We start from the raw sequence: 21,318 nt of genomic DNA on the forward strand, positions 1-21,318 counted from the left end.
GATTAATCGTCCACGGCATCGAGGAACTCGTCTACCACGGGCATCTCACCCAATCGTGACGGGATGTTTAAACCGAAATGCAGATACGCATGCCGCGTCACCACTCGCCCCCGTGGAGTACGCATGATGTAGCCCTGCTGGATCAGGTACGGCTCCAGCACATCTTCAATGGTGTGGCGTTCTTCACTGATTGCAGCGGCCAGGCTGTCCACCCCCACCGGCCCACCGTCGAACTTCTCGATCATGGTCAACAGTAAACGTCGGTCCTGGTGGTCGAAACCACGCTCGTCGACATCCAGCAGGTTCAAGGCCAGGTCGGCGATGGGCTTGGTGATGTGGCCTTTGGCTCGGACCTCGGCGAAATCCCGGACCCGGCGCAGCAAGCGGTTGGCGATCCGCGGTGTGCCACGGGCACGGCGGGCGATTTCAAAGGCGCCTTCCGGGTCCAGCGGTAAACCGAGAATATTGGCCGAACGGCTGACAATCGTTGCCAGGTCGGCGGTGCTGTAGAACTCCAGGCGCTGGACGATCCCGAAACGGTCGCGCAACGGGTTGGTCAGCATGCCGGCACGGGTGGTTGCGCCGACCAGGGTAAACGGCGGCAGGTCGAGTTTGATCGAGCGGGCGGCCGGCCCTTCGCCAATCATGATGTCGAGCTGGAAATCTTCCATGGCCGGGTACAGCACCTCTTCGACGATCGGCGACAACCGATGGATCTCGTCGATGAACAGCACATCATGGGGCTCAAGGTTGGTCAGCAACGCCGCCAGGTCACCCGGACGCTCAAGGACCGGCCCCGAAGTGCTTTTGATCGACACGCCCATTTCCTGGGCAATGATATTGGCCAGGGTGGTTTTACCCAGGCCCGGCGGGCCGAAAATCAGGGTGTGATCGAGCGATTCATTGCGCCCGCGCGCGGCCTGGATGAACAACTCCATTTGCTCGCGAACGGTTGGCTGGCCGATGTATTCGGCCAGGCTGACGGGACGAATCGCCCGGTCCTGGACTTCCTCGCGGTCACGGGGTCCACCCGTGGCGGCGATCAGACGATCAGCTTCAATCACTTAGATCATTCCCTTCAGGGCACGACGAATCATGTCTTCACTGCTCAAACCTTTCTCCTTGATCGCAGAAATCGCCTTGCTGGCTTCCTGCGGCTTGTAACCCAGGGAAATCAGCGCGCTGACCGCGTCATTTTCGGCGGTAGCGACCGGAGGCATATCTGGCCCACCCGGCTGGTTTGGCACCAACGCGAACATCGCCGGCACGGTTTCCCAGGCCTTGAAGCGATCCTTGAGCTCCACCAGCAAACGCTCGGCGGTCTTCTTGCCAACGCCCGGCACCTTGGTCAACGCCGAAGTATCCTGAGACTGCACGCAACGAACCAGTTCGTCGACCTCCAGGCTCGACATCAAGGCCAACGCCAGTTTCGGCCCTACCCCATTGAGACGGATCAGTTCGCGAAAAAAGTCTCGCTCACGCTTGCCGAAGAAGCCATAGAGTAACTGCGCGTCTTCGCGTACGACCAAATGGGTGTGCAAGGTCAGCGGTTCACCGACCGACGGCAAGCGATAAAGCGTGGTCATGGGCACTTCCAGCTCATACCCCAGACCGTTTACATCCAGAATCAGGTGCGGCGGCTGTTTTTCAGCCAAAGTGCCGCGCAAGCGTCCAATCACGTTTCAGATCCTTGAGCGTTGGCCAGATCAGTGCTGGCGACTGACAGAACAAGGGTTTTGCGCCGACAACACAGGCGCAAAACCCTCATTCCACAAAAAATGATTGCTGATGCTATCAGAGACGCAGGCGCCCGCCACGACTGCGTGCCGTGCCCAGACCATGGGGCAACAGGCTGGAACGGGTGTGAGCATGGCAAATCGCGATGGCCAGGGCATCCGAGGCATCGATTTGCGGCTTGCTGGTCAGCTTCAACATGTGCATGACCATCATCTGCACTTGTTCCTTGTTCGCCCCGCCGGTGCCGGTCACCGCTTGCTTGACCTGGGTCGCGGTGTATTCAGCGATTTCCAGGCTTTCTTCGGCTCCGGCCACGATGGCTGCGCCACGGGCCTGGCCGAGCTTGAGGGCCGAGTCGGCGTTGCGGGCCATGAAGACTTTTTCGATGCCCATGGTCACCGGACCATAGGTCTGAATGACTTCGCGCACGCCCCGATAGACGATTTGCAGGCGCTCGTGCAGCTCGCCGGAACCCGTACGAATGCAGCCCGACGCCACGTACACGCAGCCCCGCCCGGTATCACGTACCACGCCATAACCGGTGATACGTGAACCGGGGTCAATTCCAAGAATTAAAGTCATAACGCCTGCGGGTTAGGTAAGAGCACATTATTCAAGACAGCGAATAACAAATGTGGGAGCTGGCTTGCCTGCGATGACCCAGGCTCATCAAACAATGATGCAGCCTGACACACCGCCATCGCAGGCAAGCCAGCTCCCACAATGAACTTTAGTCGCCCTTAACCGAGCTGCGCGGCCACCGCTTCCGGGATATCCGCGTTGGAATACACGTTCTGCACGTCATCAAGGTCTTCGAGCATATCGATCAGCTTGAGGATCTTCTCGGCGCCTTCCAGATCCAGTTCGGCACTGGTGGTCGGCAACATGACGATTTCCGCGTCATCACCCTTGAAACCTGCCGCTTCCAGCGCGTTACGCACCGAGTAGAAACCGGCGAACGAGGTGAACACGTCGATGGAGCCGTCTTCGTTGGTCACCACGTCATCGGCGTCGGCTTCCATGGCCGCTTCCATCAGCGCGTCTTCATCAACCCCCGGGGCGAAGGAAATCTGCCCTTTGCGTTCGAACAGATAAGCCACCGAACCGTCGGTGCCGAGGTTGCCGCCGCACTTGCTGAACGCGTGGCGAACAGCGGCTGCGGTGCGGTTACGGTTGTCTGTCATGCATTCGACCATCACCGCCACGCCGCCCGGACCGTAACCTTCGTAGGTCAGTTCGACCATGTCATCGGTATCGGCAGCGCCGGCACCACGGGCCACCGCGCGGTCGATGATGTCACGGCTCATATTCGCACCCAGCGCTTTATCCAGCGCCAGGCGCAGGCGCGGGTTGGAGCCCGGATCAGCTCCGCCCTGACGGGCAGCGACCGTCAGTTCACGAATCCACTTGGTGAAAATCTTGCCCTTCTTGGCATCCTGACGTTCTTTGCGGTGCTTGATGTTCGCCCACTTGGAATGACCCGCCATAACTCGCTCCGAATTTCTCTTTGAAACATCGCCCGCCACACAGGGAGTGTGGGCCAGCAACAAAAAATCTCGACCTAAAGAAAAGGCGCATCCCAAAAGGATGCGCCTTTGCGGTCAGCTTTACTCTGCCTTTGGTGCTTCGCGCAGACGAATGTGCAATTCGCGCAGCGCCTTGGCATCTACCACGCCTGGAGCCTGCGTCATCACGTCCGCAGCACTCTGGGTTTTCGGGAAGGCGATCACTTCACGGATCGACTGGGCGCCGGTCATCAGCATCACCAGACGGTCCAGACCGAAGGCCAGACCACCGTGCGGCGGCGCGCCGTATTTCAGGGCGTCGAGCAGGAAGCCGAATTTCTCTTCCTGTTCCGCTTCATTGATACCCAGCAGACGGAAGACCGATTGCTGCATTTCCTTGCGGTGGATACGGATCGAACCGCCACCCAGCTCGGTGCCGTTCAGGACCATGTCGTAGGCACGGGACAAAGCGCCAGCCGGGTTGGCTTCCAGCTCTTCAGGAGTGCACTTCGGCGCGGTGAATGGGTGGTGCAAGGCGCTGAAGCTGCCGTCGTCGTTCTCTTCGAACATCGGGAAGTCGACGACCCACATCGGCGCCCACTTGCAGGTCAGCAGCTCGAGGTCATGGCCCAGCTTGATCCGCAGCGCGCCCAGGGCTTCGCTGACGATCTTGGCTTTGTCGGCGCCGAAGAACACGATGTCGCCATCGACCGCACCCACGCGATCGAGGATCACATTCAGGTTGGCTTCCGGGATGTTCTTCACGATCGGCGACTGCAGACCTTCAACACCGGCGGCACGCTCGTTGACCTTGATGTACGCCAGGCCCTTGGCACCGTAGATGCCGACGAACTTGGTGTAATCGTCGATCTGCTTGCGCGGCATGCTCGCCCCGCCTGGAACGCGCAAGGCGGCGATACGGCATTTCGGGTCATTGGCCGGGCCACTGAACACCTTGAAGTCGACTTCCTTGAGCTGGTCGGCAACGTCCACCAGTTCCAGCGGGTTACGCAGGTCTGGCTTGTCGGAACCGTAGCGGCGCATGGCTTCTTCGAAGGTCATGTGCGGGAATTCGCCGAACTCCAGACCCAGCACTTCCTTGAACAGGTTGCGGATCATGCCTTCGGTCAGGCCCATGATGTCTTTTTCATCGAGGAAGCTGGTTTCGATGTCGATCTGGGTGAATTCAGGCTGACGATCGGCACGCAGGTCTTCGTCGCGGAAGCACTTGGCGATCTGGTAGTAGCGGTCGAAGCCGGCCACCATCAGCAGCTGCTTGAACAGCTGAGGCGATTGCGGCAAGGCGAAGAACGAACCGGCGTGAGTACGGCTCGGCACCAGATAGTCACGCGCGCCTTCGGGGGTAGCACGGGTCAGGATCGGCGTTTCGACGTCGAGGAAACCGTTCTCGTCCAGATAGCGGCGGATGCTGGTGGTCATGCGCGAACGCAGACGCAGCTTCTCGGCCATTTCAGGGCGACGCAGATCAAGGAAGCGATAACGCAGGCGGGTTTCTTCGCCAACGTCGGAGAACTCGTTCAGCGGGAACGGCGGGGTTTCCGATTCGTTCAGCACTTCCAGCTCGTAGCCCAGGACCTCGATCATGCCCGACGCCATGTTGGCGTTGGTTGCACCGGCCGGACGCAGGCGAACCTTGCCGGTGATCTTCACGACGTACTCGCTGCGCACGCGATCGGCGGCGGCGAAGCTCTCGGCGCGGTCCGGATCGAACACCACCTGGGCCAGACCGTCACGATCACGGATATCGAGGAAAATCACCCCGCCATGGTCACGGCGACGGTGGACCCATCCGCAAAGGGTAACTTCCTGGCCTTCCAGGCTTTCGTTCAGTTGGCCGCAATAATGGCTGCGCATCATGGTAGTGGTTTCACTTCTCGTAATTCGAAATTCGGTTGGAGGCCTTGCCGCACCACCACACTTGAATAAGGTGCCAGATGATGCAAGAGCTCGCGCGTGTCGTTCAACCCGGGCGCTAGACCCTAGTCAGCTTTGTCGCCACCGGCCAGATTTTTCTTGGAACCGGTCTTGAAGTCGGTTTCGTACCAGCCGGTGCCACTGAGGCGGAAACCGGGCATGGACAGCATCTTTTTAAGCTCTGGCGCCTGGCAGGCAGGGCAGTCGACCAGCGGTGCTGCGCTGATCTTTTGAATGGCTTCCAACTGATGACCACAGGAAGCACATTGGTAGTCGTACATCGGCATGGGGGTTGTCTCGGCGATCAGATTGCTACCGCGCACGCTGGGCTTTGCGGCAAAGAGCGGGATTATATCCATTAAATGCTGCCTGTGCAGCCGTAAGACTGCACAGACCGCACTCGACTCCATCCGCCCCACCGCTAAGCCATGATGAGGCAGCTACCCTCCTTCAGGCTGTGCACGACGCACACAACCCGTACCAGCCCGGTGAAGTTCTTCACCCCGCCATGGCGCAAATGCACCTCGCGGTCCACATGGGACAGCAGCGCATTGACCGAGCAGCAGTTGACCTTGGCCATATCACCCAAAATATCCCAATAGACCTGTTCAAGCCGCAAACAGGTCGCAAAGCCATTCAAACGCACTGACCGGGACAAGGGCTGGGCCAGCCCCATATCGAATTCGCTGACAAGTGAATCAATCCTTATATCCTTGAATGGACCGATCCTCCCCTCGCCTTGTCTGTCTTCATGAACCATACCGTTGACACTCCTTTGTCATCCTTGCTGCTTTTGAAAGCCATATTCTGTTTCCTTATAAAAGCGCAGGCGCAACGGTATATCCAGACGACTTTATGACCATCAACGTAGGATAAGCCAACAACGGAGGGGCGATCATGGAGCTCGTCCTAGGCCGGACGATTTCCTACAAAAGCTGACGCAACGTCACGCAACGAGAAGGAAAAAGACCTCGAAAACACCACGCGCGAACAACATTCGGCAAGCGTCGCCCGCGCATGTGCCAATGGAAGCACCGCCGGACCGCCTGATTTGAGTAGCCGAGGGCTTTGCTGTTAAATAGGCAGTGTGTCGCTACCGCCTATTTTCCGGGGGCTGCGCATAGGCTGATATCAGGTACGTGCCCAACGCCTCTTATTGTTCTGAAGCGAACCGTGCTCTATCAGCTCTTCCTTGTGATCCGTCTTAACGTGAGTTAATCAAAATGTTGAAAATCGTCCACCTGCTAATGGGCGCAGCAGCCTTGCTGCTGTCCTTCATCCCTAGCCTGCGATCCGAAGCGGTACCTTACCTGCAACAACCCGATGCGCTGTACCTGGCCTTTCTGGGCTTGCTCAACCTCACCCTCGCGCCTGTTATCCCTTACTGGAACAAAGGTCCACGTCATCAGTTGCAAAACCTGGTCAGCGCTTTGCTGGTGCTGGCTGTCGTGCTGCAAACCCTGACACTGATCGCCCCGATGCCTGTCATCGCCGGTCAACCTGCCGTTCTGTTCAGCCTGGTCGTTGCCCTGATCGCCGTTCTTCTGCACCTGGCCATCAGCTTCTACAAATCTTCACCGGCCGCCGCCTCGCCAAGCTACGACATGAGCAACCGCGATACTGGCACCGTCAAATGGTTCAACACTTCCAAAGGCTTCGGCTTTATTTCCCGTGACTCCGGCGATGATATTTTCGTGCATTTCCGGGCGATTCGCGGTGAAGGCCACCGTGTTCTGGTCGAAGGCCAGCGCGTGGAGTTCTCTGTCATGAATCGTGACAAAGGCCTGCAAGCCGAAGATGTGATCGCCGCACTGCCGCGTCGCTGATTAAAGGCTGAAAAAAAACCGCGGACAGCCAGCTTGGCTGTTCGCGGTTTTTTATTGCCTGGCTCTTAGTAATGGGGCGGTGGTGCCTCTTCTTCTTCAAGGGTCGCAAACTGGCCGGCCATTTCTTCCTGCCGCTTGAGCAATGCCGCCATTTGCAATTGCAGACGTTCGACCATCCGCTGCTGCGCCGCCAGCACATCATTCAATGTCTGGATGGTGTCATCCTGAAACGCCAACTGGCTTTCCAGATCGGTAACGCGCTCTTCCAGGCTCATGACTCAACCCTCCAGAAACGTGAAATCATCGGTCAACACCAGACGCAGTCGTTCGCGAATCGTCGCGATCTGCTCTGGGCTGTATGGTTTGGCCTCCTGCTTTCCCCAGACCGGGGCTGGCCAGGCGGCATCCTCACGCTTGCGCACAATCACATGCATGTGCAACTGACTGACGACGTTACCCAGGGTCGCGACGTTCAACTTGTCCGCGTCGAACGAGTCCTTGAGGATTTCCGCCAGCTCCGTCGTTTCGCGCCACAACTGCTGTTGATCTGCGCCATCGAGCTGAAATATTTCACTGATATCCTCGCGGCGTGGCACGAGGATGAACCAGGGGTAGTTCGAATCATTGGACAGCAGCAACCGGCAGAGCGGGAAATCGCCGATTGGCAACGTGTCTTGTTGAAGTCGTGGATCTAAAGCGAACACAGCGCACACTCCCGTCTGGTCATCTTTTTTCAGCTTAGCGCCCATACCGAAAGTCGGCGCGCCAAGCGACAGGACGGCAGCATACCTGCGAACGCCACGCGCATCACGACGAAGTACCGGGCTGCACCGGCCTCCAGCCGCCCCGACATGAACCATTCTGATCCGTGACGCACCATGACAGAGCTGGCCGTCATGGAAAAAGTGCCGAAATGACCAATAAACAATGCGCTGCTCGAATCCACGACAAAGCCGCAATGTGTGAATTCAGTACAGGAAATAAAATTTTTTGCACCAAAACCGCACAACGCGTCTACGCTCAGTGCGTCAGCATCCGCCAATTACTCACTGGCGGGGTGAACCGGTAACGTTTTTGGTTGTCACCCCCGCCGCTTCGATGTGGTAACCACGATGCAAAGCATGGCGTCAAGCCCACACCAAATGAGCTTGTACCCCCCGGTTTTATGAGGTTTTTACAGCAACAGACAGGCCTGCGGAAAAAAACAGCAACAGAATTCCGGTTTGTGCACGCTTGTTGCATTCACCCCCGTATCGTCTATAAGTGCTCCACTGGAAGTGGAAGCCTTAAGACCAATAAAAACAGTGGCAGGGTTGCCCGATGGAGATTCAAGTGCAGGACCAGGGACTCTTATTTACCGATGCTCAAGCCCTGGAAAACAGCGCTGAAGTTGTCAGTCCGATTGCGTCGGGACTGTGAATTTGCGACATCTACCCAGCCATTTGCGACAGGGTCGTAAAGAAGCTGAAAGGTTAGATGTGCAAGTATCGCCAATAGGGTCGGCGTGATATAAGTTTGCGCCGACACAAAAAGAAAGAGCCGCCCAGATAATAAAACAGGTGGGACGGCAGTACTCTTCTAAAACCAAAGGAGCAAATCACGATGCGCGTGATGAAGTGGAGCATGATCGCACTGGCAGTTGCTGCAGCAGCCAGTACTCAATTGGCTACGGCCGCACCTTTCGTAAGTGACCAGGCTGAAGCCAAAGGTTTTGTTGAAGACGCCAAGCTAAACTTGCTGCTTCGCAACTATTACTTCAACCGTGACAACAAAGATGGCGCTCACGACCAAAAAGACTGGACCCAGGGCTTTTGGGGCAATTTCAGCTCCGGTTACACCCAAGGTACTGTTGGCGTTGGCGTTGATGCGTTCGGTTACCTGGCCGTCAAACTGGATGGCGGTGATGGCACCTCCGGTACGGGCAACATGAGCCGTAGCGACACCGTTAAGGCCAACGGTTATGCCCACGACGTCAACGACAGCCAGGGCAAAGCCGGTGCTGCGGTTAAATTCCGCATCTCCAAAACCGAGCTGAAAGTCGGTGACATGCAGCCAAGCACTGCTCCAGTGTTCGCTGTTGGCGGTTCCCGCGTCCTTCCTCAAACTGCCAGCGGTTTCCAACTGCAGAGCAGTGAAGTCAAAGACCTTGACCTCGAAGCCGGTCACTTCTACTCGGGTACCAGCCAGGACAAAAACGGTCGTGACGGCGGTCTGTATGCAACCTACGCAGGCGTCGAAGCCAACTCTATCGACTACTTCGGTGGCAAGTATGGCATCACCGACAACCTGAGCGCTTCTCTGTACGGCGCCAAGCTGGAAGACATCTGGAACCAGTACTACGCCAACCTGAACTACACCATCCCAATGGGTGGTACCGAGTCGCTGAATCTGGACGGTAACATCTACCGTACTACCGATACCGGCAGCGCCAAGGCTGGTGACATCAGCAACACTGCCTACTCCCTGGCAGCCGCTTTCTCCTTCCTGAAAGCGCACACCATTACCGTCGCCTTCCAGAAGGTCAACGGTGACACTCCGTTCGACTACATCGGTGTGGGCAAAAACAACCGCGGCGGCGACTCGATCTTCCTCGCTAACTCCATCCAGTACTCTGACTTCAACGCTCCTGGCGAGAAATCTGCTCAGATTCGCTACGACCTGAAAATGGCCGAGTACGGTGTTCCAGGTCTGAGCTTCATGACCCGTTACGTGAAAGGTTGGGACATTGACGGCACTGGTCTTGCTGCCAATAGCCAGTACCGTACCCGTACCGGTGACCCGCTTTACGGTGAAGACGGCAAGCACAACGAAACCAACTTCGAAGCCAAGTATGTTGTTCAGTCTGGCCCGGCAAAAGATCTTTCCTTCCGCATTCGTCAAGCATGGCACTACGCTAACGCCGACGAAGGTGAAGGCGATATCAAAGAGTTCCGCCTGATCGTCGACTACCCGATTTCGGTTCTGTAATTGCCGAAAGCCAGTTCGCGGTAATCAAAAAAAGGCCCATCTTCGGATGGGCCTTTTTTATTGGCTACAGCACTAGGTCTTGCGAAATGCCTGACCAAATGGTCAGACATTAGTTGACAGACCGATCATTAAACCGTTGCAGACTCCTGCACCACGCGAATAACCCGCTGCGGAAACGGAATATCGATACCGGCATTCTTCAAGCGATCACGCGATTGCTCGTTAAACATGAACATCACATTCCAGTAGTCGGCAGTCTTCACCCACACCCGCAGAGAAACAGTGATCGAACTGTCGCCCAGTGTGGAAATCACCGCTTCCGGTGCCGGCTCAGTCAACACTCGCGGATCCTTGGCCAGTTCCAGCAACACTTCACGGGCCTTCTGCAAGTCCGCCTCGTAATCCACACCCACATCAAAAACCACTTTGCGGGTCGGCTGACGGTTAGTGTTGGTGATAATGCCGTTCGACAGATTACCGTTGGGCACGATGATGGTTTTGTTATCGCCGGTACGCAGCACGGTGTGGAAGATCTGGATGCTGTCGACAGTACCGGCAACACCTTGGGCTTCGATCCAGTCACCGATACGGAACGGACGGAACAACAGAATCAGCACGCCGCCGGCGAAGTTCGCCAGGCTGCCCTGCAGCGCCAAACCGATGGCCAGGCCGGCCGCACCGATAGCCGCAACGAATGAGGTGGTTTCCACACCGATCATCGACGCCACGCTGACGATCAGCAGCACCTTGAGGATGATGTTCGCCAGGCTGCTGATGAAGCCTTGCAGCGCCAGGTCGGCGTTGCGCAACGCCAGCAGGCCGCCCAGTTTTTGCGTGACCTTGTTGATCAGCCACCAGCCGACGGCCAGGGTGATCACCGCCAGCAGCACGCGACTGCCGTATTCCATGATCATCGGAATCCAGGCTTGAGACGCCTTGACCAGGTTGTCCACTTCAGCATTCAAATCCATCTTCTTTCTCCTGATTTCCGGCTACCCGGCACGCGAAAAATGAGCGGCAGAAAGACCGAACCCGTAAGGCCCGATCGTTTCTGCCGTTGCTTGGGCCTCGGACGTCGAAAACACCGAGAGGTTCCCGCTTGAAACTTCAGTCGCGGAAGTTATTGAACTGCAGCGGCATGCCGAATTCCTTGGCGCGCAGAGCGGCGATGGCTTCCTGCAAGTCGTCACGCTTCTTGCCGGTGATGCGCACCTGCTCACCCTGAATGGCAGCCTGGACCTTGAGCTTGGCGTCTTTGACGTGAGCGACGATTTTCTTCGCCAGCTCTTTGTCGATGCCTTCCTTGAGCACCGCTTCCTGCTTCATCAACTTGCCCGACGCGAAGGCATCCTTGACCTCAAGGCACTGCACGTCGATCTTGCGCTTGACCAGGGCCAGCTTGAGGATCTCGATCATCGCTTCGAGCTGGAAATCGGCTTCCGCGGTCAGGTTGACGGTCAGGTCCTTTTCCTTGAACTCGAAGCTGCCCTTGCCTTTCAGGTCATAACGACGATCGAGTTCCTTGACGGCGTTCTCGACCGCGTTGGTGACTTCGTGTTTGTCCAGTTCGGATACCACGTCGAACGACGGCATGTAATCTCTCCAATAAAAAGGCGCGCTCGATAACGATGGAGCGCACTTGGCTTGCGGTTAAAATCGGGCTCATTATAACGGGTCTTTTCCAACCGATACTGCGAGCCTCACATGCCAGCGCCAAACCGAGTAAAAAGTTGATGTCCACCCCTTGGCATGTTTTGGGCGCTGGCAGTCTCGGCACGTTGTGGGCCACCCGTCTGGCACGGGCTTCAGTGCCGGTCAGGCTGATCGTGCGGGACGCGGCACGCTTGCAGGCCTATCAGGCCGCAGGCGGGTTGACGCTGGTCGAACATGGCCAAGCGCAGCGGTACCCGGTGCCCGCTGAAACAGTCGACGGCGACGAGCCCATCAGCCGTCTGCTGGTGGCCTGCAAAGCCTACGACGCCGTAACAGCCGTGGCCCGGCTCGCCCACCGCCTGACACCGGACGCCGAATTGATCCTCTTGCAGAACGGCCTCGGCAGTCAGGACGCGGTCGCCGCGCAGGTTCCTCAGGCGCGCTGCATCTTTGCCTCCAGTACCGAAGGCGCGTTTCGCGATGGCGACTGGCGTGTGGTATTCGCCGGTCATGGTTACACCTGGCTGGGCGATGCCGGCCACCCGGTGGCGCCGATCTGGCTGGACGACTTGAGCGAGGCCGGTATTCCCCATGAATGGAGCACCGACATCCTCACCAGGCTGTGGCGGAAACTGGCGCTCAATTGTGCGATCAACCCGTTGACCGTGCTGCACGAGTGTCGCAACGGCGGTTTGCAGCAGCATCATTGCGAAGTCGCCACTCTGTGCGCCGAACTCACCGAGCTGCTGGAGCGTTGCGGTCAGCCGGCAGCGGCCGAAAACCTTCAGGAAGAAGTCGAACGAGTGATCAAGGCCACCGCCGCCAATTTCTCCTCGATGTACCAGGACGTCGCGAATCAGCGCCGCACCGAAATCAGTTACCTGTTGGGCCATGCCTGCAAAGTCGCGTCACGGCATCGGTTGAACCTGCCCCATCTCAATCAATTGCAGCAGCGCTTGATCGCTCATCTGCACAGCCTTGGATTGCCCAGCGACTGAGCAGCGGCTACGCTGGCGACTTGTTCCTTTTCAGCGATAAACCTGATGCCATTGCGCCAGCGCCTTGAAAACCTTCCAGTCGGCCAGAAATTGCTGGCCGCCCTGCTGGTGCTGTTGACCACCGTTTTGCTGGTCGCCAACCTGACCTTTATCAGCGCCGCGTATTACATCTCCCAGGAAAGCATGGCTCCCCAGGCCCTGCAGACGATCGGCCGACTGGTGTCCAACCCCAGCCTGGTGTCCGACGCCCTGAAGTCACCGCAAAACGCCGAACGCCTGCTCAACGAACTCAACAGCTATTCACCGCTGCGTGCGGCAGCGCTCTATGACGGCAAGGGTGAGCGCCTGGCACAGCTGCAACATGGCGATGCGTTGAGCCTGCCGGATCACTACCGGCAACTGGAAACCTGGCAAGCCACGGAATTTCGCAGCAATCAAGTGATCACCCTGCCCCGCCCCGGCACCGCTCCGGGGCATCTGCTGCTGGTGGCCAGCAGCGAGCTGCCGATGGCGTTCTACACCGGGACCCTGACCGCCAGCCTGGGGATTCTGATTTTCAGCGTACTGTTGTGGCTGGTGATCGCCCGGCAGATCAAACGCCTGATTACCCAACCGATCCACCAGCTCGAAGAACTGTCCCGACAAGTCACCCGGGAAGAGAACTACGCCCTGCGCGCCTCCCGCGGCAACCACGATGAAATCGGCAGTCTCGCCGAGGCGTTCAATACCATGCTCTCGCGCATCGAAGCCCGCGAACAGCAGCTCAAGCGAGCTCGCGACGATTCCCAGGCAGCGTACGACCAGGCCCAGGGGCTGGCCGAAGAAACCCGGCACACCAACCGCAAACTGGAGCTGGAAGTTCAGGTGCGGAGCAAGATCGAGAAGAAACTCACCGGTTTCCAGAACTACCTCAACAGCATCATCGACTCGATGCCATCGGCCCTGATCGCGCTCGATGAGCAGCTCTACGTGACCCAATGGAATCAGGAAGCCAGCGCGCTGTCCGGCACACGCCTGGACGAAGCCTTGAACCAGCCGATCTTTCTCGCCTTCGAACCGCTCAAACCGTTCCTGCCGCAGCTCAAGCAAACCGTCGAACAGCACACAGTGGCCAAGATCGAACGCGTCACCTGGCTCAAGGATGACGAACCCCGGCATTACGCCCTGACGTTCTACCCGTTGATGGGCGGCGCCGGACGCGGCGTGGTGATCCGGATCGACGACATCACCCAGCGGCTATCCTTGGAAGAAATGATGGTGCAGTCGGAAAAAATGCTCTCGGTCGGCGGCCTCGCCGCCGGCATGGCCCATGAGATCAACAACCCGCTGGGCGCGATCCTGCATAACGTACAAAACATACGTCGACGCCTGTCACCCGACCTGCCGAAAAACCTCGAACAGGCCGAGCAAATAGGCATCCAGCTGGAAACGGTCAATAAGTACCTGCAAGCGCGTGAAGTACCGCAGCTGCTCGACGGTATTCAACAGGCCGGCGCCCGGGCGGCGAAAATCGTCACGCACATGCTCAGCTTCAGCCGCCGCAGCACTCGACAGATGGCGCCGTGCGATTTGCCGGCGCTGATCGATCAAGCGGTGGAAATCGCCGGCAACGACTTCGACCTGGCCATCGGCTTCGACTTCAAGGGCCAGGCGATCATCCGGCAGTTCGATCCGGCACTGGGCCCGGTGCCCGGCACCGCCAACGAACTGGAACAGGTGCTGCTCAACCTGCTGAAAAATGCCGCGCAAGCCATTCACCAGCGCCCGGACGACCGCGAACCGGGGCGGATCATCCTGCGTACAAAACTGAACCCGCCATGGGCGGAAATTCAGGTCGAGGACAACGGTATCGGCATGACCGAGAACGTGCGCAAACGCACGTTCGAGCCGTTCTTCACCACCAAGGAAATCGGTCAGGGCACCGGCCTTGGGCTCTCGGTCTCGTACTTCATCATCACCAACAACCACAAGGGCCAGATGGAAGTGCAATCGACGCCGGGCCAAGGCACTTGCTTCACCTTGCGCCTGCCGCTGTCGGGCACTGCGGTGGCCCCTCAAGAACTCAATCAGCTGTCGAGGTAACCATGGGCTTTCGCTTGTCGAAGATCTACACCCGCACTGGCGACAAAGGCGAAACCGGGCTTGGCGACGGCCGTCGGGTGCCCAAGGACCATCCACGGATCGAGGCCATCGGCGAAGTCGATACGCTGAACAGCCAGGTGGGTGTGCTGTTGGCCGGGTTGGCGACGGAAAGTAACGCGTATCCGGGGTTGAACGAAGTCATCGAGGTGTTGGCGCCCTGCCAGCATCGGTTGTTCGACCTCGGCGGCGAACTGGCGATGCCGGTGTATCAGGCACTGAACACGGCAGAAATCGAACGACTGGAAGCGGCGATCGATGTGTGGAATGAAGAGCTGGGGCCGCTGGAGAATTTCATTCTGCCCGGCGGCTCGGCGCTGATTGCCCAGGCCCACGTATGCCGCAGCCTGGCGCGCAGTGCCGAGCGGCGCTGCCAGCAGTTGAATGCGATCGAACCGCTGGCCGGGGTTGGCCTGGCGTATATCAATCGGTTATCGGATTTGTTGTTCGTGGCGGCACGGTTGATTGCCAAGCGCCAGGGGGTTGCCGAGATTCTTTGGCAAGCGGCGGCGAAACCAGGGGTTTAGTCAGGAAGACATTTTTCGTCTGACAAGCAGCCTTCGCGAGCAAGCCCGCTCCCACATTGGACCGCATCCGTCTGGACAACTCGGTCAACCGTGGGAGCGGGCTTGCTCGCGAAGGGGCCAGTGGCTACACCGCAGAATCAAGCCTCAGGCCAAAACGCCCGAATCCCCGCCACACCCTGAGCTCCCGCTTCCCAGGCTTGCTGCCGCTGCGCAGGCCCCACCCCACCGAGCAGAAACACCGGCTTGCTGAAGCCTTCGATCAAGGTCGAAGCCTGCTCCCAACCCAATGGCAGCGCATCCGGGTGCGTCTGCGTCGGCTGTACCGGCGACAGGGTCACAAAGTCCACGCCCATCTGCTCGGCCAGCGCCAGTTCTTCAGCATTGTGGCAGGACGCCGCCAACCAGCGGGATGCCGGCAGTGGTCGCCCGGCCGCCGCGTATTTGCGCAACTGCGCCGCCGTGATGTGCCAACCGGCGGACGGGAAGTCTCCCAACCATTCAAACGGCCCCTTGATCATCAACTGCGCCTTGCCGGCACACAGACCCGCCGCGTCCACCGCCAGATCGCGGTATTGCGGGTCGTAGCCGTTGGGCGCGCGCAATTGAATCAGCTTGATGCCGCCCGCGATGGCTTTCTGGATACCGCGCAGCAAGGCCGGGGTTTCCAGGCCGTCCGGGGTGATCAGGTAGTCGCCGGGCAAGCGTGCAGCGGCGACAATCGGCTGGTTGGCGGCCGGGAACTCGTAGTCCAGCAGTTCCCGCGAGGTCACCCAGGCCAACGGCTGGCCTTCGGCGCCATGGGGCTCGCCGGTAAATGCCGAGACTTCCCAGACATCCAGCAATACCTGCTTGTCCGGGTAATCATGGCGAACCTTGATCAGTGGGCGCGCGGCGCTGACCACAATGCCCAACTCTTCGTGAAGTTCGCGAGCCAGGGCGGTTTCGACGGATTCGTCATCCTCGACCTTGCCACCGGGGAACTCCCACAAGCCACCCTGATGCTGGGTGTCGGCACGCCGGGCGATGAGGATCTTGCCGTTGCTATCGCGGATAACCGCAGCGGCCACATGTACTCGTTTCACTGTCCGACCTCCTCCAGACCCGCCTTCTGCCAGGCCTTGAAGGCTGGCCATTGGTAAATGGTTTCGACATAAGCTGCGTCGACCTCGGGCAGCTTCACCTGATAGGTGCGCAGGCGGACCGCGACCGGTGCGAAAAACCCATCGACCAGGGTTGCACCGCCAAACAGGAACGGGCCGGTTTCAGTCGAGGCAGCCCGACATTCAGCCCACAACGCCAGCATGCGCTCGATCTCGGCCTGAACCTCGGGCGGAGTCGGCGACAGCGGCGCATCGTGGCTCAGATCAAACGGCATATTGCCGCGCAAGGCGAAGAAACCGCTGTGCATCTGCGCGCACGCCGAACGCGCCTGGGCACGGGCGGCGGTGTCTTTGGGCCAGAGGCCGGCATCGGGGAATTGCTCGGCCAGGTACTCGGCAATCGCCAGCGAATCGGCGATGGTGCCGTGTTCGGTTTTCAACAGCGGGACTTTCCCGGTCGGTGAATGCTTGAGTACGCGCGCGCGGGTGTCCAGCTGGTTCAGCTTGATCAGTTCTTCGGTGTAGGACACGCCAGTCAGATCCAGAGCCAGCGCGGCGCGCAGGGACCAGGAAGAAAGCAGTTTGTCGCCGATGATCAGGTGGAGGCTCATGATTTGGCGCCTTTCAGTCAGGGAACAGGCCAGAATATCAGCGTCGGGTCGGCCGCCTTCGCGAGCAAGCCCGCTCCCACATTGAACCGAATCCATCTGCACAACTCGGTCAACTGTGGGAGCGGGCTTGCTCGCGAAGGGCGCGACTCGATCCGAACCTTGTTTAGGTACGGTACTCGGCGTTGATCTTCACGTATTCGTGGGACAGGTCAGTGGTCCAGATGGTTTCGCTGCAATCGCCGCGACCCAGTTCGATACGAATGGTGATCTCTTCCTGTTGCATCACCGCCGCGCCCTGGGCTTCGGTGTAAGTGGCAGAGCGGGCGCCACGGCTGGCGATGCACACATCGCCGAGGAACACGTCGATCTTGCTGACGTCCAGGTTCGGCACGCCGGCACGACCCACGGCGGCCAGGATGCGGCCCCAGTTCGGGTCGGAGGCGAACAGCGCGGTCTTGATCAGCGGCGAGTGGGCCACGGTGTAGCCGACGTCCAGGCATTCCTGGTGATTGCCGCCGCCGTTGACTTCAACGGTAACGAACTTGGTCGCGCCTTCGCCGTCACGCACGATGGCCTGGGCCACGTCCATGCACACTTCAAATACTGCTTGTTTCAACTTGGCGAACAGCTCGCCTTCGGCGCGGGTGATTTCCGGCAGCGCCGCCTTGCCGGTGGCGATCAGCATGCAGCAGTCGTTGGTCGAGGTGTCGCCGTCGATGGTGATGCGGTTGAACGACTTGTTGGCGCCGTCCAGCAACAGGTTTTGCAGCACCTCGCGGGAGACTTTGGCGTCGGTGGCGATGTAGCCGAGCATGGTTGCCATGTTCGGACGGATCATGCCCGCGCCTTTGCTGATGCCGGTGACAGTGATGGTCACGCCGTCATGCTGGAACTGACGGCTGGCGCCCTTGGGCAGGGTGTCGGTGGTCATGATGCCGGTGGCGGCGGCTTCCCAGTTATTCTCCGACAGGTCATCGAGGGCCGCTTGCAGTGCACCTTCGATTTTCTCGACCGGCAACGGCTCGCCGATCACGCCGGTGGAGTACGGCAGCACCAGGCTGGCATCGACACCGGTCAGCTCCGCGAGCTTGGCGCAGGTACGCTCGGCGGCGGCCAGGCCGGGTTCGCCGGTGCCTGCGTTGGCATTGCCGGTGTTGGTCAGCAGGTAACGCACCGGGCCTTGCACGCGTTGCTTGGCCAGGATCACCGGAGCGGCGCAAAAGGCGTTCAGGGTGAACACCCCCGCCACTGTGGAGCCTTCGGCACAGCGCATGACCACGACATCCTTGCGCCCCGGGCGCTTGATACCGGCCGAGGCGATACCGAGTTCAAAACCGGCAACCGGGTGCAACGTTGGCAAAGGACCAAGACCAACAGCCATGAATGCGCTCCTTAAAAAATGTTGGCACCGTCAGTGCGATGGACGGTGGTTTAAATGGCAAAACGCCGCGACGGCAGAAGCCGGTCGCGGCGCGGGTATTTCAGCGTTTGAAACGGGGTTTACTGGATCTGCCCGTGGCAATGCTTGTACTTCTTGCCCGAGCCGCAGTAGCACAACTCGTTACGGCCCAGCTTCTGCTCGTTGCGTACCGGCGCGGTGGCAAGGGCCACATCGACCTCTTCACCGACCAATGCTTCCGGCTGCTCCAGACCAGGAGCCTCGGCGTGTTCGAACTGCATGCGGGCGGCCAGTGCTTCGGCCTCCTGACGCAGGCGTTGCTCTTCTTCGGCTGGATCTTCGCGGCGAACCTGAACGTGCGACAGCACACGGATCGAGTCGCGCTTGATCGAATCCAGCAGCTCGGAGAACAAGGTGAAGGACTCGCGCTTGTATTCCTGCTTCGGGTTCTTCTGCGCATAGCCACGCAAGTGGATGCCGTGACGCAGGTGATCCATGGTCGACAGGTGGTCTTTCCACAGGTCGTCGAGCACGCGCAGCACGATTTGTTTCTCGAAGGAGCGCAGTGCTTCGGCACCAGCCTGGTCTTCTTTCTCGTTGTACGCGGCGATCAGTTCGTTGAGCAGCTTCTCGCGCAGGGTTTCTTCGTACAGGTGGTCGTCTTCGTCGAGCCATTGCTGGATCGGCAGCGCCACACCGAAGTCGCTCTGCAACGCCGCTTCCAGACCGGACACATCCCACTGCTCAGGCAGCGATTGTGGCGGAATGTGTGCGCTGACGGTTGCGTTGAGCACGTCCTGACGGAAATCGGCAATGGTTTCGCCAATGTTGTCAGCGGCCAACAAACTGTTACGCATGTGATAGATCACTTTACGTTGTTCGTTGTTGACGTCGTCGAACTCAAGCAGCTGCTTACGGATGTCGAAGTTGCGGCCTTCAACCTTGCGCTGAGCCTTCTCGATCGCATTGGTCACCATGCGGTGCTCGATCGCCTCGCCGGACTGCATGCCCAGCGCCTTCATGAAGTTCTTCACCCGGTCAGAGGCGAAGATGCGCATCAGGCTGTCTTCCAGCGAGAGGTAGAAACGGCTGGAACCGGCGTCGCCCTGACGACCGGCACGACCGCGCAACTGGTTGTCGATACGGCGCGATTCGTGACGCTCGGAAGCGATCACCTGCAAGCCGCCCGACTCCAGCACTTGCTGGTGACGCTTCTGCCAGTCGGCCTTGATCTGGGCAATCTGCTCAGGGGTCGGGTCTTCCAGGGACGCCACTTCCACTTCCCAGTTACCGCCCAACAGAATGTCGGTACCACGACCGGCCATGTTGGTGGCGATGGTCAGTGCCCCCGGACGACCGGCCTGAGCAATGATTTCGGCTTCTTTTTCGTGGAACTTGGCGTTCAGAACCTTGTGTTCGATGCCTTCCTTCACGAGCAGGCTGGACATGTGCTCGGACGTTTCGATGGTGGCGGTACCCACCAGCACCGGACGGCCCTGAGTCATGCACTCCTTGATGTCGTTGATGATCGCCGCGTATTTCTCTTCGGCGGTCAGGAACACCAGGTCGTTGTAGTCTTTACGTGCCAACGGCTTGTTCGGCGGGATGACCATGACCTGCAGGCCATAGATCTGGTGAAACTCGAACGCTTCGGTGTCCGCGGTACCGGTCATGCCGGACAGCTTGTTGTACAGACGGAAGTAGTTCTGGAACGTGGTCGACGCCAGGGTCTGGCTCTCGGCCTGGATGTTCAGGTTTTCCTTGGCTTCGATGGCCTGGTGCAGGCCTTCGGACAAACGGCGACCCGGCATGGTACGACCGGTGTGTTCGTCGACCAGCACCACCTGACCGTCCTGCACGATGTATTCGACGTTGCGATGGAACAGTTTGTGCGCACGCAGACCGGCATAGACGTGAGTCAGCAGGCCCAGGTTATGCGCCGAGTACAGGCTCTCGCCTTCAGCCAGCAGGCCGACGCGGGTGAGCATCTCTTCGATGAACTGGTGACCGGCTTCGTTGAGTTCGACCTGGCGGGTCTTCTCGTCCACGGTGTAGTGGCCGGCCTTGGTAACTTCGCCTTCGACTTCTTCGACGTGCAATTCAAGCTGCGGGATCAGTTTGTTGATCTCGATGTACAGCTTGGAACTGTCCTCGGCCTGACCGGAGATGATCAGCGGGGTACGGGCTTCGTCGATGAGAATGGAGTCGACTTCGTCGATCACGGCAAAATTGAGTTCGCGCTGGAATTTTTCTTCCATGCTGAACGCCATGTTGTCGCGCAGGTAGTCGAAACCGAATTCGTTGTTGGTGCCGTAGGTGATGTCGGCGGCGTAAGCGGCGCGCTTCTCTTCCGGTGGCTGGAACGGCGTGACCACGCCGACCGTCATGCCGAGGAATTCATAGAGCGGACGCATCCAGTTGGCGTCACGACGGGCCAGGTAGTCGTTCACCGTCACAACGTGCACGCCCTTGCCGGACAGCGCGTTGAGGTAAACGCCCAGTGTTGCCACCAGGGTCTTGCCTTCACCGGTACGCATTTCCGCGATCATGCCTTCATGCAAGGTCATGCCGCCGATCAGCTGGACATCGAAGTGGCGCATACCCATGACGCGCTTACCGGCTTCGCGGGCGACCGCGAAGGCTTCTGGCAGCAGCTTGTCGAGGGTTTCCCCTTTGGCGAGGCGGGCCTTGAACTCGTCTGTCTTGGCACGCAATTGATCGTCCGAAAGGGCCACCATTTGCTCTTCGAAGGCATTGACGAGCTGCACCGTCTTGAGCATGCGTTTGACTTCACGCTCGTTCTTGCTTCCAAAAAGTTTCTTTAACAAAGGCGCAAACATATCGGCAGGATCTTCCACACTAAAGGGATGGAGGGCGGCCCCGTGAGTCGCCCGTGCAGCCCTCATGGCCGCATGCGAACG

General features: G+C 59.0%; 21 protein-coding genes. 5 read left to right on the plus strand and 16 right to left on the minus strand.

Translation table 11 applies throughout. From position 1 onward, the window contains the following. Window positions 1–2: 2 nt before the first annotated feature. From ruvB to PSH64_RS23645, 7 genes are all read right to left on the minus strand, one after another. Window positions 3–1,064 (minus strand): Holliday junction branch migration DNA helicase RuvB, encoded by a 1,062-nt coding sequence (gene ruvB / locus PSH64_RS23615; protein ID WP_034149142.1) that lies wholly within the window; start codon window positions 1,062–1,064, stop codon window positions 3–5. After that, window positions 1,065–1,679: a Holliday junction branch migration protein RuvA gene (gene ruvA / locus PSH64_RS23620; RefSeq protein WP_105346598.1), complete on the minus strand. Its 615-nt coding sequence runs from the start codon at window positions 1,677–1,679 to the stop codon at window positions 1,065–1,067. It abuts the gene before it with no gap. A 115-nt stretch (window positions 1,680–1,794) separates the two neighbouring features. Beyond that, a complete protein-coding gene (gene ruvC, locus PSH64_RS23625) occupies window positions 1,795–2,319 on the minus strand; it encodes a crossover junction endodeoxyribonuclease RuvC (protein ID WP_007897036.1) in 525 nt (174 codons plus the stop codon). A gap of 158 nt (window positions 2,320–2,477) precedes the next feature. After that, window positions 2,478–3,224 (minus strand): YebC/PmpR family DNA-binding transcriptional regulator, encoded by a 747-nt coding sequence (locus tag PSH64_RS23630; protein ID WP_105346600.1) that lies wholly within the window; start codon window positions 3,222–3,224, stop codon window positions 2,478–2,480. 120 nt (window positions 3,225–3,344) lie between these two features. Next, the gene (gene aspS, locus PSH64_RS23635) at window positions 3,345–5,120 is read right to left on the minus strand and encodes an aspartate--tRNA ligase (protein ID WP_105346603.1); all 1,776 of its coding nucleotides are present in this window, start codon (window positions 5,118–5,120) and stop codon (window positions 3,345–3,347) included. Between the two features lie 122 nt (window positions 5,121–5,242). Continuing rightward, window positions 5,243–5,464 carry an FmdB family zinc ribbon protein gene (locus PSH64_RS23640; RefSeq protein ID WP_010457489.1) on the minus strand — a complete coding sequence of 74 codons (222 nt, stop codon included), beginning with the start codon at window positions 5,462–5,464 and terminating at the stop codon, window positions 5,243–5,245. A gap of 134 nt (window positions 5,465–5,598) precedes the next feature. Further along, the gene (locus PSH64_RS23645; RefSeq protein WP_305478879.1) at window positions 5,599–5,937 is read right to left on the minus strand and encodes a ribbon-helix-helix domain-containing protein; all 339 of its coding nucleotides are present in this window, start codon (window positions 5,935–5,937) and stop codon (window positions 5,599–5,601) included. Window positions 5,938–6,400: 463 nt separating this feature from the next. Here PSH64_RS23645 and PSH64_RS23650 point away from each other — a divergent pair, with 463 nt between their 5' ends. Next, window positions 6,401–7,003: a cold-shock protein gene (locus PSH64_RS23650; protein WP_105346609.1), complete on the plus strand. Its 603-nt coding sequence runs from the start codon at window positions 6,401–6,403 to the stop codon at window positions 7,001–7,003. Between the two features lie 65 nt (window positions 7,004–7,068). Here PSH64_RS23650 and PSH64_RS23655 read toward each other — a convergent pair whose 3' ends face one another. Genes PSH64_RS23655 through PSH64_RS23665 form a run of 3 tightly spaced genes read right to left on the minus strand, consistent with a single transcriptional unit; the run spans window position 7,069 to window position 8,045 of the window. After that, on the minus strand, window positions 7,069–7,278 hold the full coding sequence (locus tag PSH64_RS23655) for a SlyX family protein (protein WP_105346612.1): 210 nt from the start codon (window positions 7,276–7,278) through the stop codon (window positions 7,069–7,071). Between the two features lie 3 nt (window positions 7,279–7,281). Next, entirely contained in the window at window positions 7,282–7,707 is a 426-nt protein-coding gene (locus PSH64_RS23660) for an HIT domain-containing protein (protein WP_105346615.1), read from the minus strand. Window positions 7,708–7,736: 29 nt separating this feature from the next. Beyond that, on the minus strand, window positions 7,737–8,045 hold the full coding sequence (locus tag PSH64_RS23665) for a hypothetical protein (protein ID WP_146114710.1): 309 nt from the start codon (window positions 8,043–8,045) through the stop codon (window positions 7,737–7,739). A gap of 560 nt (window positions 8,046–8,605) precedes the next feature. Here PSH64_RS23665 and PSH64_RS23670 point away from each other — a divergent pair. Continuing rightward, the gene (locus PSH64_RS23670; RefSeq protein ID WP_096480967.1) at window positions 8,606–9,970 is read left to right on the plus strand and encodes an OprD family porin; all 1,365 of its coding nucleotides are present in this window, start codon (window positions 8,606–8,608) and stop codon (window positions 9,968–9,970) included. Between the two features lie 128 nt (window positions 9,971–10,098). Here PSH64_RS23670 and PSH64_RS23675 read toward each other — a convergent pair whose 3' ends face one another. Beyond that, window positions 10,099–10,941: a mechanosensitive ion channel family protein gene (locus tag PSH64_RS23675; protein ID WP_105346617.1), complete on the minus strand. Its 843-nt coding sequence runs from the start codon at window positions 10,939–10,941 to the stop codon at window positions 10,099–10,101. Between the two features lie 136 nt (window positions 10,942–11,077). After that, window positions 11,078–11,563, minus strand: coding sequence for a YajQ family cyclic di-GMP-binding protein (locus tag PSH64_RS23680; RefSeq protein WP_053155306.1), 486 nt, complete (start codon window positions 11,561–11,563; stop codon window positions 11,078–11,080). A gap of 140 nt (window positions 11,564–11,703) precedes the next feature. Here PSH64_RS23680 and PSH64_RS23685 point away from each other — a divergent pair, with 140 nt between their 5' ends. The 3 genes from PSH64_RS23685 to PSH64_RS23695 are packed head-to-tail and all read left to right on the plus strand — an operon-like array spanning window position 11,704 to window position 15,287. Next, window positions 11,704–12,621, plus strand: coding sequence for a putative 2-dehydropantoate 2-reductase (locus PSH64_RS23685; RefSeq protein WP_105346620.1), 918 nt, complete (start codon window positions 11,704–11,706; stop codon window positions 12,619–12,621). A 45-nt stretch (window positions 12,622–12,666) separates the two neighbouring features. Then, on the plus strand, window positions 12,667–14,703 hold the full coding sequence (locus tag PSH64_RS23690) for an ATP-binding protein (RefSeq protein WP_105346623.1): 2,037 nt from the start codon (window positions 12,667–12,669) through the stop codon (window positions 14,701–14,703). 2 nt (window positions 14,704–14,705) lie between these two features. Next, complete coding sequence (locus PSH64_RS23695; protein ID WP_305478880.1) at window positions 14,706–15,287, plus strand: cob(I)yrinic acid a,c-diamide adenosyltransferase; 582 nt, start codon at window positions 14,706–14,708, stop codon at window positions 15,285–15,287. A gap of 137 nt (window positions 15,288–15,424) precedes the next feature. Here PSH64_RS23695 and PSH64_RS23700 read toward each other — a convergent pair whose 3' ends face one another. The 4 genes from PSH64_RS23700 to secA form a co-directional block, all read right to left on the minus strand. Beyond that, the gene (locus tag PSH64_RS23700; protein WP_105346629.1) at window positions 15,425–16,369 is read right to left on the minus strand and encodes a Nudix family hydrolase; all 945 of its coding nucleotides are present in this window, start codon (window positions 16,367–16,369) and stop codon (window positions 15,425–15,427) included. Next, window positions 16,366–16,998, minus strand: a complete 633-nt coding sequence (locus PSH64_RS23705) for a glutathione S-transferase family protein (protein WP_305478881.1) — start codon at window positions 16,996–16,998, stop codon at window positions 16,366–16,368. The genes PSH64_RS23700 and PSH64_RS23705 overlap by 4 nt, the downstream gene beginning before the upstream one ends. 163 nt (window positions 16,999–17,161) lie before the next feature. Beyond that, a complete protein-coding gene (gene argJ, locus PSH64_RS23710; RefSeq protein WP_105346635.1) occupies window positions 17,162–18,379 on the minus strand; it encodes a bifunctional glutamate N-acetyltransferase/amino-acid acetyltransferase ArgJ in 1,218 nt (405 codons plus the stop codon). A gap of 119 nt (window positions 18,380–18,498) precedes the next feature. Continuing rightward, window positions 18,499–21,237: a preprotein translocase subunit SecA gene (gene secA / locus PSH64_RS23715; RefSeq protein ID WP_105346637.1), complete on the minus strand. Its 2,739-nt coding sequence runs from the start codon at window positions 21,235–21,237 to the stop codon at window positions 18,499–18,501. Between the last annotated feature and the right edge of the window lie 81 nt (window positions 21,238–21,318).

Source organism: Pseudomonas sp. FP1742 (genome assembly GCF_030687145.1).
Classification (GTDB): domain Bacteria; phylum Pseudomonadota; class Gammaproteobacteria; order Pseudomonadales; family Pseudomonadaceae; genus Aquipseudomonas; species Aquipseudomonas frederiksbergensis_D.